This is a genomic window from Marinobacter flavimaris, assembly GCF_002933295.1.
GTDB lineage: Bacteria > Pseudomonadota > Gammaproteobacteria > Pseudomonadales > Oleiphilaceae > Marinobacter > Marinobacter flavimaris.
The window spans coordinates 377483-392620 of sequence record NZ_PSSW01000003.1; the positions used below are offsets into that span (position 1 = coordinate 377483).

The following is a 15138-nucleotide window of genomic DNA, read 5'->3' on the forward strand; positions in this document are numbered from 1 at the left end:
ACACCTCTTGTTATGCCGGCATAATCGAACACAGGGTGGCTTTGGTCTCTTGCATCTGCGTGACCGAGTCATACCCGTATGTTTGAACCGTGTTGGTGGATTCGCCCAGAACGATGGGGTCTGCGCCCTTGGGATACTTGTCCCTCAGGTCCTTGCCTTGATAGTGCCCGCCAAAGTGGAATGGCATGAAGGCCACCCCCTCTCCGACACGTTCGGTCACCATGGCCTTGACCTTGATCCGCGCGCCTTCGGGGCCGGAAACCCAGACATCATTGCCGTCACGGATGTTCAGGTTGTTGGCATCGCGTGGGTTAACCTCGATGAACATTTCCTGTTGCAATTCAGCCAGCCAGGGGTTTGAGCGAGTCTCATCACCACCACCCTCATATTCGACCAGACGGCCGGAGGTAAGGATGATCGGGAACTCCTTGCTGAAGTCGTTCTTCTGAATGGACTCGTACAGGGTAGGCACCCGCCAGAAAGTCTTGTCTTCGTATGTCGGGTAATCCTTAACCAAATCACGACGGTTGGTATATAGCGGTTCGCGATGCAGCGGTATCGGATCCGGGAAGTTCCAGACCACGGTGCGGGCCTTGGCATTACCGAAAGGTGCGCACTCGTGCTTGATTGCCACACGTTGAATGCCGCCAGACAGGTCTGTCTTCCAGTTGGTTTCCGGGCCGGCCACGGCTTCAATGCTGGCCCGCTCCTCAGCCGTCAGATCGCCATCCCAGCCCAGATCCATTAGCATCTGCATGGTGAATTCCGGGTAGCCGTCCTTGATCTCGGAGTTCTTCGAGTAGACGCCATCTGCCAACAGGCTTTCGCCATCACGCTCGACTCCGAAGCGGGCCCGGAACGTCAGGCCGCCTTCGGAAACCGGCAACGACATGTCGTACAGGTTGGCAGTGCCCGGATGGTTCATCTCCGGTGTGCCCCATGAAGGCCACGGTAAGCCGTAGAAATCACCATCACAAGGTCCACCGACTGCACGCAGCGTAGTCTTGTCGAAGTGGTGCTGATATTTCATGTGCTTCTTGAGGCGCTCAGGGGACTGGCCGGTGTAGCCAATGGTCCACATGCCACGGTTGAACTCGCGGGTGATGTCCTCAATCGACGGTTCGTCTCCATCAATGGCAATGTTGCGGAACATGCGATCGGTGAAGCCGAACTTGTCCGCAAACAGCTTCATGATTTCATGATCGACCTTGGAGTCGAACAGCGGCTCTACTACTTTTTCTCGCCACTGCAGAGAACGGTTCGACGCGGTTACCGAGCCGTAGGTTTCGAACTGGGTGGTCGTGGGCAGCAGGTAGGCACCCTCTTTGCGATCGTGGAGTACGGCAGAAACGGTCGGGAAGGGATCCACTACAACCAACAGGTCGAGCTTTTCCATCGCTTCCTTCATTTCCGTCATACGGGTCTGGGAGTTGGGCGCGTGGCCCCACAGCACCATGGCCCGGGTGTTGTCTGGCTGCTCCAGGTTCTCTTTGGCTTCCAGGACACCGTCAATCCATCGGGATACCGGAATGCCTTTCTCGTTCATCATGGCTTTGGATTTGCCGTTCTTGTCCCACACGGCAAAGCGGCCTTTCAGGTAGTCCAGATCCTCTTCCCAGACTCTTGACCAGTGGGCCCAGGCGCCAGCGGACAGACCATAATAGCCGGGCAGAGTGTCGGCGAGCACGCCCAAGTCGGTAGCACCCTGAACGTTGTCGTGCCCCCGGAAGATGTTGGTGCCACCGCCAGCAACGCCCATGTTGCCCAGTGCCAGTTGGAGAATGCAGTAGGCCCGGGTGTTGTTGTTACCATTGGTGTGCTGGGTACCACCCATGCACCAAATAACGGTACCCGGGCGGTTGTTGACCAGAGTGCGGGCCACACGCTCGAGTTGAGCGCCCGGAGCGCCGGTTACACGCTCGACTTCTTCCGGATTCCAGCGTTTTACTTCCTCACGAATCTCATCCATGCCCCACACCCGGGTGCGGATGAACTCTTTGTCTTCCCAACCGTTTTCGAAAATGTGCCAAAGTATGCCCCAGACCAGCGCAACGTCGGAGCCCGGACGAAAACGGACGAACTCATCGGCGTGCGCGGCAGTGCGTGTGAAACGCGGATCGCAGACGATGAGAGGTGCGTTATTCTCTTCCTTCGCCTTAAGCACATGTAACAGCGAGACCGGGTGCGCTTCGGCAGGGTTACCCCCGATGATGAAGATGGCTTTGGAGTTGTGGATGTCGTTGTAGGAATTGGTCATTGCGCCGTAGCCCCAGGTATTGGCTACGCCGGCGACGGTGGTGGAGTGGCAGATACGAGCCTGGTGGTCCACGTTGTTGGTGCCCCAGTAGGCCGCAAACTTACGGAACAGGTAGGCCTGCTCGTTGTTGAACTTTGCGCTGCCCAGCCAGTAGACCGAATCGGGACCGCTTTGCTCACGAATTTCGAGCATCTTGTCGCCGATTTCGTTGATGGCGGTATCCCAGGAAATCTTCTGCCACTGGCCGTTGACCATTTTCATGGGCGACTTGAGACGACGCTCGCCGTGGGCATGCTCCCGTACGGAAGCGCCTTTGGCGCAGTGAGCACCCAGATTGAAGGGGCTGTCCCAGCCTGGTTCCTGCCCGATCCATGTTCCATTCTGCACTTCAGCCTCGACCGTGCAGCCTACCGAACAGTGCGTACAAACGGATTTTTTGACGACGACTTCGCCACCCCCGGTCGTTGGGGCCGCAGCTTCAACCCGTCCCGATGACAGCGACAGTGCGGCCAGACCACCCACTGCCACGCCAGACGTTGTCAGGAACTGACGACGGTCCAGAGTCTTGGCAGCGAGAGAAGAAAGCAAAGAGCCTGCACGGGAGCCTTTCGCTACCCCGTTGGTCTTCTTCCTTAACATGTCGTTTACCTCTCTCTTTATTATTCTCGTTTTTTCGGAAAGCTGAATCTCTCAAGGGCCTTTCGCAACCTCGATCAACTCAAATCCCCGTTAAAAGCGAGCCGATTCGAAATACTTACGTGTGTGTTCGGTATCACGTAAACCGCGGCTTTTCGGCGCGTCTTGTCTGACGACCTCCGCTGCGGCGTTCGGTGCAACCGTCATTGCCACCGCAGCCGGTGCTGCAGCAGCGGCCATTTGCAGGAAACGGCGACGGCTGTTTTCACGCTTCGGGTTGTCCATTGGACACCTCCCCCTGGGTTTATGGGACCTTGAGATCCCGGTTACTGAATTGCAAAGGCGTCGGCTTCTACCGCCATGAAGGCTCGACCGAGCGAACCCACTGGTGCGTAAAAAATGGCGCTTTGCGCTTCTTCCAAGTCGGTAAAAAACAAGGCTGCCCACTTTGCCAGGTGGGCATCAAAAAATGCTTTTTGCGACGGCAGTCCGCTGTCGCATGGAAATTCCCCGGTGATGATGCCCGCCATGATTTCGCAGAGGGTGCCGATGTGATCTTCCGGCTCCTTTACGTCGCTGCGGGATTTGATACCGCGGGTCATGAGATCCGTACGCAGCTCCGCCAGGGGCTTCTCATTCAGGAAGCCAGTGAGGTAGTAGCTGGCATAGGGGAGCAGTTCTCCGCGACCGAGTCCGACAAACAGATTGTTGAACTCTCTCTCGGCGTCATATGGGTTGGTGCGTTCGGCGAGGGCTGCCAAGTTTTTGCAGGCCGAACCGAGGGGCGTCTCGTCGCCTTGTAATGAAGCCAGCCCCTTCAGCAATTCACTGGAGGGCGGGTCTACAAGCAGGACGCCAAGCAGCTGATAGATCTGGGCCCTGGCACGATCTTCTTCAGAGATCGAACGCGGGCACTGGATTTCCGCAGTGTTACTCAATTCCTGTTCCTTCTAATTATTATGTGCGGCCTGTCACGCTATTCTAGTACACAATCCAGAATATTGGCCTGACCGACCTTTAATTTGCTAATAGCTGAAACGTATTCTGCTAATAGTCAAAACGCATACGAGGACGGAATCGTGGTTCCGGCTCCTCTTCCGAGTAGGTCGCCTCTTCTTGGGCAAGCTGCTGCTCGGGAAGTTCCGTCGGCGTTGCCATATCTTCCAGTTCGGGACTGTCCTCAGAATCCGGTTCCTCGGCGGTTGTGGAATCAGGCTCTGCCAACGATGAGACTGCCTGCTTTTCCGACTGATCGTCCACGACGTCCGCGGCTTTTTTGGCTTTGTCGACGAGCCCCTCTCCAACCTTGTATAAAGTTTTCACCGTCTGTCCGGCCGTCGAGGCCAGTGTGTAGTCCTCATCGTAATCATTGAGGCCGTCCAGAACGGCCAGTACCGGGTTGGATTTCCAGAGTCCCCTCAGGGCCTTGCGGCGGAGGAACTCCGGAATTTCCTTGCGCATGAAACCGGTGATGTCCGTACCCAGTTCAATGTTTTCCGGGTCAGGCAGGCCATACTTCTCTAGCAGCTCGTGTTCCGGCAATGCTTCATTGATTGCCAGTTCCTGCTCCTCCGGGGCTGGCTCAGTCTCGATAACCGGAGGAGGGGATGGTTCCGGGCGCTTGGCGGCTTCGGCCTTCTTGCGAGCCCAACGCTGGAGTCTTGATTCGGCCATTACTGAATTCTCGGCTTTTTGATGTTCGCAGGGGCACGGTAAACGTCGCTTTCCTGGCGAATGCGCGGGTCGCCCTTGGCGTCCTCAACGCCATCCACGCGGACTTCGTCGCGACGACGTTTTTTGAACGGCTCCTCGATATAGTGCATATCGATAAACTCTTTTATCCAGGCTGCAAGGGATTCAGGAATAGGAACCGCCTCGACAATGCTTTCGCCACTGTCGAGGGCATCCAGAGCCTCATGGGCGCTGGCTGTGACGGTGCTGACAACCCACCCGGACGGCGACTGGCTCGTTACATCTTTGTCCAGGATGATCCAGACCGAAGGGGCAGCCATGTTCAGGGAGACCAGATAGCCTTCAACATCGGCCCGGAACAGCTCCATCGTAACCGTGCCCGCGTGGTAATCGACCACGTCGCCCTCGCGAACCATTTCTTTCCAGAACGCCTCAGGCGCCCCCGGTATGACGGCAACAGGCTTCCAGATAACCTTTGCCCAACGAGTGACCCCCGGAGACCGGCGAACGACGGCGCCGACCTTCAATTCGCGTTGCCATTGATCTGTACGACTACTCATGGTGCTTCTCATTTTTTGTTATAGCGTAAAAATAGCAGGGCACAAACGATTATCCAATTGTCCAAAAGATAATGCCTGTGGCATGCTCGAAAAGCGATACGGAAACGTACACGTATAAAAACAACGAAAGAGTCAAACTCCTGATGACGGCATCCAAGACCCTATTACTATGTAGCTGCGACAAATCACAGACCTTCGATTCAGAGGCCCTGCGCAAAGCCGCGGCCGCGGATCAGGTCATCGCAGTGGATCAACTGTGCGGCAACGAAATGAGTATTGCCGCCGAGCACCTGGGCGCCAGCAGTGACGTGCTTATTGCCTGTGGCCAGCAGGCGGCTTTTTTCGAGCGCCTTGCGGAGGACGTTTACGCCGAGACCCAGCACTCAGCGCCGCTCCAATCCATTGATATCCGGGATCGCGCCGGCTGGAGTGCCCCCGACGCGAAGCCCGAACGGTTGCACGCCAAGCAGGCCGCCCTGGTTGCCGCTGCCCAGCTGCCGGCACCAATGGCGCCGGCAAAAACCATCCAGTCCAGCGGCGTGTGCTGCATTGTGGGTCCCACCGAACAGGCCATAAGGATGGCCGGACTGGTGCAGGACGAACTGGGCGTGACCTGCATTGTTAATGATGCAGGCCCGATCCAGCTGCCATCTGCTGCCTACGACGTGGCCAAAGGGCAGTTGACGGGCGCCTACGGCGCACTGGGCAATTTCAAGCTGGAATTTGCGCACCTGCAACCCCTGCATCCGGCCGGTCGCGGTGAGCTGGGTTATGAGGCAGCCAAGCCCACCGCCCGCAGCGAATGCGACGTGTTCATCGATCTGCGTGGCGGTGCCCCGGCATTTCCCAGCCACGAGAAGCGCAACGGTTACTTCTGGGCCGACCCGAAGAAGACCGGCGAGCTGGAGCGCATTGCCCTGACGGCCAGGGAAATGGTGGGTGAGTTCGAAAAAACCGTGTACTTCAGGCTCGAAGAGTCGCTCTGCGCGCACTCCCGGGCCAACAAGCCCGGTTGTACCCGTTGCCTGGATGTATGCCCGACGGAAGCCATTTTCTCCTTTGGCGACCATATTCAGATCGATTCGGACATTTGCGCCGGCTGTGGCTCCTGCGCCGCCGTTTGTCCCACCTCTGCGGTGACCATGAATGAGACGCCATTCGAGGCGATCACCAAGGCTGTTGAAGTGATGGCCAAGGTCTATCGCGAGCATACTCACGAATCGCCACGCCTGGTGTTCCATACCCTGGAGGCTGGCACAGAGGCCATTGCCAACCTGGCCCGCTACGATAATGGCCTCGCGGATGATCTGATCCCGATGGGGCTCGAGCATGTCGACCGGATTGGGCACGCTGAAATCATGGCGGCGTTCGGCGCCGGCTACGCCGAGGTTCTGATCCTTGCGGACAATGAGCTGGATCGCCGGGCGGTGACTGCGGAAGTGGAACTGGCCCAGGCCATGCTCAAAGGCACCCACAACTCGCCGAGCCGGGTGCGGGTCATTTCCGCCATCGAACTCTGCGATGCGGGTGACAATGCCGGGCGAGTGAGCGATCCGGTTCTGCTGGTTGGCGGTCGCCGGGATATCACACGGGTGACAGTGGCTGCGATGTCGGACAAGATCGAAGAGCCGATTCCGCTCCCTGTAGGCGCGCCATACGGTGCGATCGAAATTGATTCCGATAAATGCACGCTCTGCCTTGCCTGTGTATCACTCTGCCCGACGGGCGCCCTTGGTGACCACCCGGATCGCCCCGAGGTCCAGTTCACGGAAAACGCCTGTGTCCAGTGTGGTATCTGCGAGAGTACCTGCCCTGAGACCGCCATCACCCTGAAGCCCCAGCTGGATGTGTCCAAGGCGGCGCTGAGTGCCCGGGCATTGCACGGTGAGGAGCCATTCGAATGCATCAAGTGCGGAACCCCGTTCGGCGTTGCCAGCACCATTAACCGGATCGTCGAGAAACTGGAAAACCAGCACTGGATGTACAAGAACTCTGATAACGTGCAGCTGATCAAGATGTGCGACGACTGTCGGGTCAAATCCCAGTTCCATGGTGACAACGCACCCATGGCGGCCGGTGAACGCCCCAGGGTCCGCACCAGTGATGATTATCTGGACAGCTAAAAACAACAGGACACATCATGGTTGAGTACACCGAAGTAGGAAAAAAACCGAACCTGATCGGAACCGACGCTCCCCGGCCTCAGGACAAAAACCCCAGGGGCGTTGATCGGATCATCGCCATCGCCTCGGGCAAGGGTGGCGTTGGCAAATCCACCGTGTCGTCCAACCTGGCGGTTGCCCTGGCCTCGAAAGGTCTCAAGGTCGGCCTGCTGGACGCCGACGTCTACGGCCCGAGCCAGCCCCGCATGCTGGGGGTTTCCGGTCGGCCGTCCAGCCCGGATGGAAGCACCATCCTGCCGCTGAGAAACCACGGCGTAACGCTGATGTCCCTGGGCCTGATGGCCCCGGAAGACGAAGCCATCGTCTGGCGCGGGCCGATGCTGATGGGCGCCCTGCAACAGATGATGAACCAGGTGGAATGGGGACGGCTGGATGTGCTGCTGGTGGATCTGCCGCCGGGCACGGGCGATGTCCAGATGACCCTGAGCCAGAAGTTCTTTGTTGCAGGAGCGGTTATCGTCTCGACGCCCCAGGACATCGCCCTGATGGATGCCCGCAAGGGTATTGATATGTTCAAGCGGATGGATGTGCCGCTGTTCGGGTTGATTGAAAACATGGCCTCGTTTATCTGCGATGGCTGCGGCAAAGAGCACCATCCGTTCGGACACGGTGGCGCGCGGGCGGAAGCCGAGAAACTCGGTTCGCCGTTCCTGGGAGAGATTCCGCTGGATCTCGATATCCGGGTGGGATCGGATGGCGGAGTGCCGATTGTGGTATCCAAGCCGGATAGTCCCCAGGCGCAAGCGTTCCAGCGCATCGCCGATGAAATTGTTGCCTCTGACGTCTACGCCCGGGCCATCCAATGATCGATACACCCCAGTTCCCACCGTTACTGACCGGGGAGGTGGTACCCAGGCACACCGACCCTTTTGACAAGGCCGTGAGCCGGGCCATTGCGGGCGTTGACTCCGGCACGGTGTTCTACTCCGAGCAAGGCGACAGCCTGCGTGCGGCCCTGGTGCTGGCGCCGGAAACACCCCTGGAAGAGGCCATTCAGGCGGTCTATGTCGCCCAGATAGGTCTGGCCGAGAGTCTGGGTGCTCTGGCCCCGCCCGAAGTCCCCGTACACTTTGTATGGCCCGACCGCATCAAGGTCAACGGAGCTGTCTGCGGAAGCGTCCGGTTTGCTGCGGACGTGTCTGATCCGAAAGCGCATCCTAACTGGTTGGTCATTGGCGTTGAGGTGCCCTTTATCCCGATGACCGACGAGCCGGGAGAAAATCCGAACGAAACCTGTCTGTACGAAGAAGGCTGCGTTGAAATCACGCCCATGGCCCTGTTGGAAAGCTGGTCCAAACACACGCTGTTGTGGCTGACCTACTTTATGGACAGTGGCTTCGAGCGGGTGCACAACGAATGGCGGCCCCGCTGTGACACGTTGGGCAAGACAATCGAACGGCCCCGGCCCGGACTTTTTGTTGGCCTGGATGAGAAAGGCCGGATGCTGTTGCGTCAGGATGTGATGACCGAGACATTGAGCTTGATTGAATTCGCGGAGCACGTATGAAGCTGGCCCGAACCCTGCAATTGGATATATCGGACGAGAACGTATTTGAAAAGCCTGCGCCCAGCGGCGAATGGGCGATCTCCGGTGGCTTCGAGTTTTCCAACTGGACCGAAGCAGACCTGAAAGGGAAAGCCCGCCAGGCGTTCACTAATGGCTGGTACAGCATTGAGTCTGGCGGCCGCGCCAGTTTCGTGGGTGTATGCAATATCACCGAGCCGGAACTGGAGCAGGTGCGACGAACCCTCGCCCAGACATTTGTTGACCATTATGGCGCGCCGAGTATTGATGCTGCCTATCCGGTGGCCTGTGCAGAAATCGATCAGATGCGCAACATGTGTGAAGACTTCGAGGACAACACCTTGCTGATGGTCAGCCGCACGCTGACCGAGCTGGGTGTCGAGGAAACCTACCGTTCCCGGGGGCCGCAGGATGCTTCACTGGAGGCCTTTGCGGTGCACGGCAGCGTTGACTGATTACAGCCCGAAGCTGCCGTAGGGAATAAACCGCACGGGGGTGCCCGGCTCTATCTGCTGGGCGCTTTCATCCAGTTCCACCAGTCCGTCGGACCAGGCCAGGCCGGTCACCCGGCCGGAGCCTTCCGAACCGAACACCTCAACCTGCCCATCCCGAACCCGTGCCCGCAGCATCTCGCTGCGCCCGGGTTTTTTGTTCTTGGAAAAATTGGCCGGCATCACATAGGCCTGTGGCTCAAACCATTCCGCGCCTGCCAACAACGCCATGGCCGGAGCACCAAACCGCAGGGCACAGACCCAGGCGGCCACCGGATTACCCGGCAGCCCAACGACCGGCGTGCCCTGGAACATGGCGAGCGCCAGAGGCCGGCCGGGTTTGATGGCGATGCGCCAGTTGCTGATGTCGCCATGGGCTTTCAGTGTTTTTGACACGTGGTCTTCGTCGCCGGCAGACACGCCACCGCTGGTCAGGATCAGGTCGCAGTGTTCCGCGCCGCGCTCAAGCGCTGCTTTCACCTCTTCGGCCCGGTCCAGCGCATGGCCTAGATCCACGAGCTCGTAGCCCAGTTGCGAAACCAGGGCGCTGAGCATAGGGCGGTTGGCGTCGTAAATCTGCCAGTCGGTAACAGTTGCCCCGACCGGTTTCACTTCATCACCAGTGGACAGCACACCAACTCGCAGTCGTTGATAGATGTCGACGGATTCCACGCCCACGCTGGCTAGTACCGAAATCTGGGTCGGGCTCAGGCGGGTTCCGGTTGTGAGGATCTTGTCCTTTGCCTTTATGTCTTCTCCGGCTTTGCGGGCATTGGCGCCTGCTTTTAGCGTGCCGTTCAGGTGCAGCTGGCCATCCGCGACATCGCAGTCTTCTTCCAGAACCACGGTATCTGTGCCGGCTGGAATGACCGCTCCGGTCAGAATCCGGATTGCGTGGCCTTCGGGCACCTGGCCTGTGTATGGCTCACCGGCGGCACTGCGACCTTCGACCAGGGGTAGGGTGCAGGGCACGTCCGTCACCGGTCCGGCCAGGGCATAGCCGTCGACGGCGGAATTGTTGCTTGGGGGATGAGCCCGGGGCGCATGGACATCGTTTGCCAGGATGCGGCCGTTTACCTGGGAGAGGGGAACGGCGCGCTCAATCTCCACCACAGGATGTAACCGTGAACGCAAACGCTCAAGGGCCTCTTCAACCGGGGTCCAGTTGACGCCGGGGGGTAGGGCAAAGCAGTCGTTGCGAAGCGGTTTCATGGATCTTCGGCTCCTGGTTGGGCTGTTCAGGCTGGCTGACGGTTGAGAATAAAATCAGCGATGGCGGGGATATCGTTGATGTCGAACACGGGTCCCGAGAACTCGGCAGCGTAGTCCGACGCCACGGCAACAATGCTCGGATCCTCGGTGAACAGCGGTGACCGCGAACCCTCCCGCCGGTGCACCTCGATCTTGGCGTGGGAGTGGGTCTTGAAACCCTCCACCACCACCCAGTCGCAGGGGCCCAGCCGGGACAGTAATTCGTCCAGCGTTGGCTCTGTTGCCCCCCGGAGTTCGTGCATGATCGCGAAGCGCTGACCACCGGCCAGTATGACCTCACGGGCACCGGCGTCCCGGTGCTTGTAGCTGTCTGTTCCGGGCTGATCCACATCCACCATGTGGTGGGCATGCTTGATCGAATTCACCGTTAACCCCCGACTGGACAGCTCACGAATCAGGGCCGAGGCCAGGGTGGTCTTTCCGGAGTTTTTCCAACCTACAATGCCGATGACGTTCACTTCAGGTTCTGCTCCGCCCAGGCCAGATCTTCCGGCGTATTGATGTTGAAAAAGTCGCCCTCGTTGAACACCACCAGGGTTTCGCCCTGGGCCTGAGTCCACTGGCGGATCTTGCGAACCCCATCGTTCAGGGCCGCCCGAAGGTTGTGGCGCAAGGATACCTGCCAGCGACCAAAGGTTGGCTGTGGCAGTCGGCCCCGCTCGGCGTCCGGCGTGGCTGCCAGTACCACCGGGGTATCATATCCGGCCAGTCTTTCGGCCAGGTCCCGGGGAAAGGAGGGCGTGTCCGCGGCAACGCTGATCAGCCAGTCATGGCCCTGCTCGGCCGCCCAGTCCATGCCGGCCAGTACACCGGCCAGCGGGCCGGGAAAGCCCTCGATGGAGTCTGCGACCACTGGCAAACCCAGATCGTCAAACCGATGTATATCGCCGTTGGCATTCAGTACCACCGCGTCAACCTGCGGCGTGATTCGCTCAATAACCCGCTGGATCAATGACTGGTCGCCAAGCATAAGCCGGCCTTTGTCGCCGCCGCCCATCCGGTTTGCCTGGCCGCCGGCCAGGATGACTGCGCAATCGGTCACGCCGTGCCTCCGTCAATCATGCCGAGCCCCTTTTCGACGCAGCTTTTTGTCTTCATCGGGAACCTGCGAGAGGTCCTGATCGAACACCAGGCGGTGTTGGCCGCTCAGGCAGGTGAATTTCTTGCCTCGCATCCGCCCGATCAGGGTCAGCCCGACTTGCCGGGCAATATCGACGCCCCAGGCGGTGAAGCCGGAGCGGCTGATAAGAGTGGGAATGCCCATGAGCGATGTCTTGATCACCATTTCCGAGGTGAGTCGCCCGGTGGTGTACAGCACTTTATCGGCCGCAGAAATATTGTTCAGGTGCATCCAGCCAGCAATCTTGTCCACGGCATTGTGGCGCCCGACATCCTCCATATAGGCCAGGATTTTCTGGCCCTGGCAAAGCGCGGTGCCGTGGATGGCGCCGGTCTCCATGTACAGGCTGGGTGTGTGGTTGATCTGGTAGGAAAGGTCGTAAAAGGTGCTGGTGTGTACCGGGGTGTCTGGCAAAGATAGCCCTTTCAGTCCGGCCATCATGTCGCCAAAGACCGTGCCCACCGCGCATCCGGAGGTACGGGTTTTCTTTTCCAGCTTGTCCTCGACATCAGTAACGCTGGAGGTTCGAACCACGGCAACCTCGAGTTCTTCATCAAAATCGATCCCGGTGACCTCATCGGTCTCTTTCAGCATGCCCTGGTTGAGCAGGAAGCCGAGGGCCAGGTACTCGGGGTGATCGCCAATGGTCATCGCCGTGACGATCTCCTGGCTGTTCAGGTAGATGGTCAGTGGGCGCTCTTCGATCACGCTGATCGATTTGGCCTCGCCGTTTTCGTCAACACCTTCTACCGGCCGGGAAAGCCGGGGATCCGTGGGATCGGGAAGTATGGGATCAATCGTCATTTTTGTTATAGCCGTTTCATGAATGCCGCAGAATGGAAGTTGTACGGAGATTGGCAGAGATTAGCTTATTTGGCATTCGGGAAAAACAGCTGCTTTCAGCCAATAAAAAGCCCCGGCCATGCCGGGGCTTTTGCTTTGGGTAAAACCGGGTCAGGCCAGGGGCCTTAGAACTTTGCCCGATTTGTCCTACTGGGCGTTCGGGAAGAACAGTTGCTGCCCGTCTACTTTGAAGTCGGCAATTGCCTTCTGTCCGTCGTCGGACAGCAGCCAGTTATGCCATTTTGCGGCCATCTCATGCTTGAGGTGCGGGTGCTTCTCTTCAGAAAGCAGCAGGCTGCCGTACTGGTTGAACAGCACTTTGTCACCTTCGAAGAGCAGCTTCAGGTTCTGGCGGTTTTCAAACGCGACCCAGGTTGCGCGGTCTGACATCACATAGGCATCCATGGCGGCGGCAGTGTTCAGGGTCGGGCCCATGCCGCTGCCCAGTTCGCGATACCAGCTGCCGCCCGGTTCAACACCGGCACTTTCCCACAGGCGAAGTTCTGCACGGTTGGTGCCACTGTCGTCACCACGAGAGGCAAACGGTGCCTCTGTTTCGGCAATGGCAGACAGCGCTTCAGCGGCGGTTTTCGCTTCGCTGATGTTGGCCGGATCATCGGCAGGGCCAATTAATACAAAGTCGTTGTACATCACGTCGGCCCGCTCTGTGGCGTAGCCGTTCTCCACAAAACGTTTCTCGCCGGCGGTGTCGTGTACCAGAAGGCTGTCGGCATCACCACGGCGGGCGATTTCGAAGGCCTGGCCGGTACCAACGGCGACAACGCGCACTTCGATGCCAGTGGTGTCCTCGAACTTTGGCAGTATCGAATCAAACAGGCCCGAGTTCTCGGTTGAGGTTGTCGAGGCCAGCGTTATGTAATCTTCGGCATGGGCGCTGAAGGCCAGGCCCATGGTAGTGACGGCTGCAAGAACCAGGTTAAGTGTCTTTTTCATCTTGTTATCTCCTTTTGGTATTCATTCATCAAGAAATCGGTAGTCCGATGCGGTTTCTTATTGGTGGATCAGGCTACGAGCTCGCCGTTGAGGTAGGCTTGTGCGTGGCGCGAGACAGGGGCTCGGAAAAAGATATCTGCGGATGTGTGCTCCTGTACTTTGCCTTCAGAAAGGAACAGGACGTCGCCGGCCAGTCGACGTGCCTGGTGGAGATCGTGCGTGGTCATTACAACGCGGGTACCCTGCTTGTGAAATTCCTGCACGGCGGCTTCCACGGCCTTGATCGCAGCCGGATCCAGTGCGGAGGTGGGTTCATCCAGAAACAGCACTGCCGGTGAAAGCGACCAGGCTCGTGCCAGTGCCAGTCGTTGTTTTTCACCACCGGACAGCACCCGGGCGGGCGTGTCGGCGCAGGAGGACAGACCGAACCGCGCCAGGGCTTCGAGTGCCAGTTCTGTTCGCAGCCTGCGTGGCACGTTGTTGACTGCCAGTGCGTGCCTGAGGTTGGCCAGCGCCGAACGGCGCAGAAGCACGGGCGTCTGAAAAACCATGGCCTGCCGGGGCGCGCTGGTACCTGACCAGGTCACGGCTCCCTCCGTCGGTGTGAGCAGGCCGTGCGCCAGTCGCAGCATGAGGCTCTTGCCGGCGCCATTGGGGCCCATTACCAGCGTGGGGCCGGGGCCATCGAGCGTGAACGAGCAGGGACCAAAGAGCCGGTGCCCGAAAGGGTTGAACTCAACGTTTTCAAAACGCAGCGAAGGGGGTGCGCTGAGCTCGATCGAATTGTTGAGAGGCACGTTCAACGAAGTCATCCCATGCGCCTTTTTGCCATTTCACTCAGAATGTAGGCCGTTGCGTTGATGGCCATAACCAGGGTCAGGAGCACGATGCCCAGACCCAACGCCAGGGGCAGGGCGCCCTTGCTTGTTTCCAGCACGATGGCTGTGGTCATGACCCGCGTTACACCATCAATGTTGCCGCCAACCATCATCACGGCGCCTACTTCGGCGCTGGCCCGCCCGAACCCTGCGAGCAGAACGGTCAGCAGGGCGAAGCGGGCATCCCACAGCAGGGTGGGCATCATGCGCGCCCTGGACATGCCCAGAGAGACAAACTGTTCCCGGTATTCACCAAGCAACTCCTCCACTTTTTGCCGGGAAAGCGCAGCGAGAATGGGCAATACCAGAATCACCTGCGCAATCACCATGGCGCCGGGCGTGAACAGAAGCCCCAGCTCCCCGAGAGGCCCGGCCCGCGACAGCAGCAGGTAAACGCCAAGCCCGGCCACAACCGGAGGTAATCCCATGAGCGCGTTCAACGCCACAATTACCCCGCCGCGCCCGGGGAACTGCCATAACGCGACTGCCGCACCGAGCGGAAAACCCAGCGTTGCCGCTATCAGGACTGCCAGAAGCGAAACCTGCAGCGAAAGCACCACGATCTGGTACAGCGAGGCGTCGAGATTCACCAGTAGCGACAGCGCTACGTAAAACGCATTATCTTCCACAGCAGCGTCTCCTTATTGTTGAGTATCGTGGCGTTTTTAACTACGCTTTGCACAGCCTGCTGAAAAATATGCAGCCAAAAACAGTCTGGTGCTTTTGC

Annotated in this window: 16 protein-coding genes; 4 read left to right on the forward strand and 12 right to left on the reverse strand. The window is 58.9% G+C overall.

Annotated features, from left to right (window positions below):
* Positions 1-10 precede the first annotated feature (10 nt).
* The 5 genes from MDHKLMBL_RS07785 to MDHKLMBL_RS07805 form a co-directional block, all read right to left on the reverse strand.
* The gene (locus tag MDHKLMBL_RS07785; protein WP_053113865.1) at positions 11-2896 is read right to left on the reverse strand and encodes a formate dehydrogenase subunit alpha; all 2886 of its coding nucleotides are present in this window, start codon (positions 2894-2896) and stop codon (positions 11-13) included.
* A 90-nt stretch (positions 2897-2986) separates the two neighbouring features.
* A complete protein-coding gene (locus MDHKLMBL_RS07790; protein WP_008177284.1) occupies positions 2987-3178 on the reverse strand; it encodes a twin-arginine translocation signal domain-containing protein in 192 nt (63 codons plus the stop codon).
* A gap of 41 nt (positions 3179-3219) precedes the next feature.
* Positions 3220-3831, reverse strand: a complete 612-nt coding sequence (locus MDHKLMBL_RS07795; RefSeq protein ID WP_008177286.1) for a TorD/DmsD family molecular chaperone — start codon at positions 3829-3831, stop codon at positions 3220-3222.
* Between the two features lie 109 nt (positions 3832-3940).
* The gene (locus MDHKLMBL_RS07800; RefSeq protein WP_104270519.1) at positions 3941-4567 is read right to left on the reverse strand and encodes a DUF3306 domain-containing protein; all 627 of its coding nucleotides are present in this window, start codon (positions 4565-4567) and stop codon (positions 3941-3943) included.
* A complete protein-coding gene (locus MDHKLMBL_RS07805) occupies positions 4567-5145 on the reverse strand; it encodes a DUF3305 domain-containing protein (protein WP_039882167.1) in 579 nt (192 codons plus the stop codon). Before MDHKLMBL_RS07805 ends, MDHKLMBL_RS07800 begins: the two co-directional genes overlap by 1 nt.
* A 143-nt stretch (positions 5146-5288) precedes the next feature.
* On the opposite strand from MDHKLMBL_RS07805, the gene MDHKLMBL_RS07810 reads away from it, so the two are divergent.
* Genes MDHKLMBL_RS07810 through MDHKLMBL_RS07825 form a run of 4 tightly spaced genes read left to right on the forward strand, consistent with a single transcriptional unit; the run spans position 5289 to position 9308 of the window.
* Positions 5289-7268 (forward strand): 4Fe-4S binding protein, encoded by a 1980-nt coding sequence (locus MDHKLMBL_RS07810; protein WP_008177289.1) that lies wholly within the window; start codon positions 5289-5291, stop codon positions 7266-7268.
* A 17-nt stretch (positions 7269-7285) separates the two neighbouring features.
* Positions 7286-8134, forward strand: coding sequence for an Mrp/NBP35 family ATP-binding protein (locus MDHKLMBL_RS07815; protein ID WP_008177290.1), 849 nt, complete (start codon positions 7286-7288; stop codon positions 8132-8134).
* Positions 8131-8835 carry a biotin/lipoate--protein ligase family protein gene (locus MDHKLMBL_RS07820; RefSeq protein WP_008177292.1) on the forward strand — a complete coding sequence of 235 codons (705 nt, stop codon included), beginning with the start codon at positions 8131-8133 and terminating at the stop codon, positions 8833-8835. Before MDHKLMBL_RS07815 ends, MDHKLMBL_RS07820 begins: the two co-directional genes overlap by 4 nt.
* Positions 8832-9308, forward strand: a complete 477-nt coding sequence (locus MDHKLMBL_RS07825) for a DUF6505 family protein (RefSeq protein WP_008177294.1) — start codon at positions 8832-8834, stop codon at positions 9306-9308. Before MDHKLMBL_RS07820 ends, MDHKLMBL_RS07825 begins: the two co-directional genes overlap by 4 nt.
* Here MDHKLMBL_RS07825 and MDHKLMBL_RS07830 read toward each other — a convergent pair whose 3' ends face one another.
* The 7 genes from MDHKLMBL_RS07830 to MDHKLMBL_RS07860 form a co-directional block, all read right to left on the reverse strand.
* Positions 9309-10556 carry a molybdopterin-binding protein gene (locus MDHKLMBL_RS07830; RefSeq protein ID WP_092031111.1) on the reverse strand — a complete coding sequence of 416 codons (1248 nt, stop codon included), beginning with the start codon at positions 10554-10556 and terminating at the stop codon, positions 9309-9311.
* A gap of 26 nt (positions 10557-10582) precedes the next feature.
* Positions 10583-11074: a molybdopterin-guanine dinucleotide biosynthesis protein B gene (gene mobB, locus MDHKLMBL_RS07835; RefSeq protein ID WP_053113873.1), complete on the reverse strand. Its 492-nt coding sequence runs from the start codon at positions 11072-11074 to the stop codon at positions 10583-10585.
* Complete coding sequence (mobA, locus tag MDHKLMBL_RS07840; RefSeq protein WP_053113874.1) at positions 11071-11658, reverse strand: molybdenum cofactor guanylyltransferase MobA; 588 nt, start codon at positions 11656-11658, stop codon at positions 11071-11073. Before mobA ends, mobB begins: the two co-directional genes overlap by 4 nt.
* A 12-nt stretch (positions 11659-11670) precedes the next feature.
* A complete protein-coding gene (fdhD, locus tag MDHKLMBL_RS07845; RefSeq protein ID WP_053113876.1) occupies positions 11671-12540 on the reverse strand; it encodes a formate dehydrogenase accessory sulfurtransferase FdhD in 870 nt (289 codons plus the stop codon).
* 186 nt (positions 12541-12726) lie between these two features.
* Positions 12727-13533, reverse strand: a complete 807-nt coding sequence (locus MDHKLMBL_RS07850) for an ABC transporter substrate-binding protein (RefSeq protein WP_104270520.1) — start codon at positions 13531-13533, stop codon at positions 12727-12729.
* Positions 13534-13601: 68 nt separating this feature from the next.
* Positions 13602-14345 (reverse strand): ABC transporter ATP-binding protein, encoded by a 744-nt coding sequence (locus MDHKLMBL_RS07855; RefSeq protein WP_104270521.1) that lies wholly within the window; start codon positions 14343-14345, stop codon positions 13602-13604.
* Entirely contained in the window at positions 14342-15040 is a 699-nt protein-coding gene (locus tag MDHKLMBL_RS07860) for an ABC transporter permease (RefSeq protein WP_053113881.1), read from the reverse strand. Before MDHKLMBL_RS07860 ends, MDHKLMBL_RS07855 begins: the two co-directional genes overlap by 4 nt.
* Positions 15041-15138: the final 98 nt, after the last annotated feature.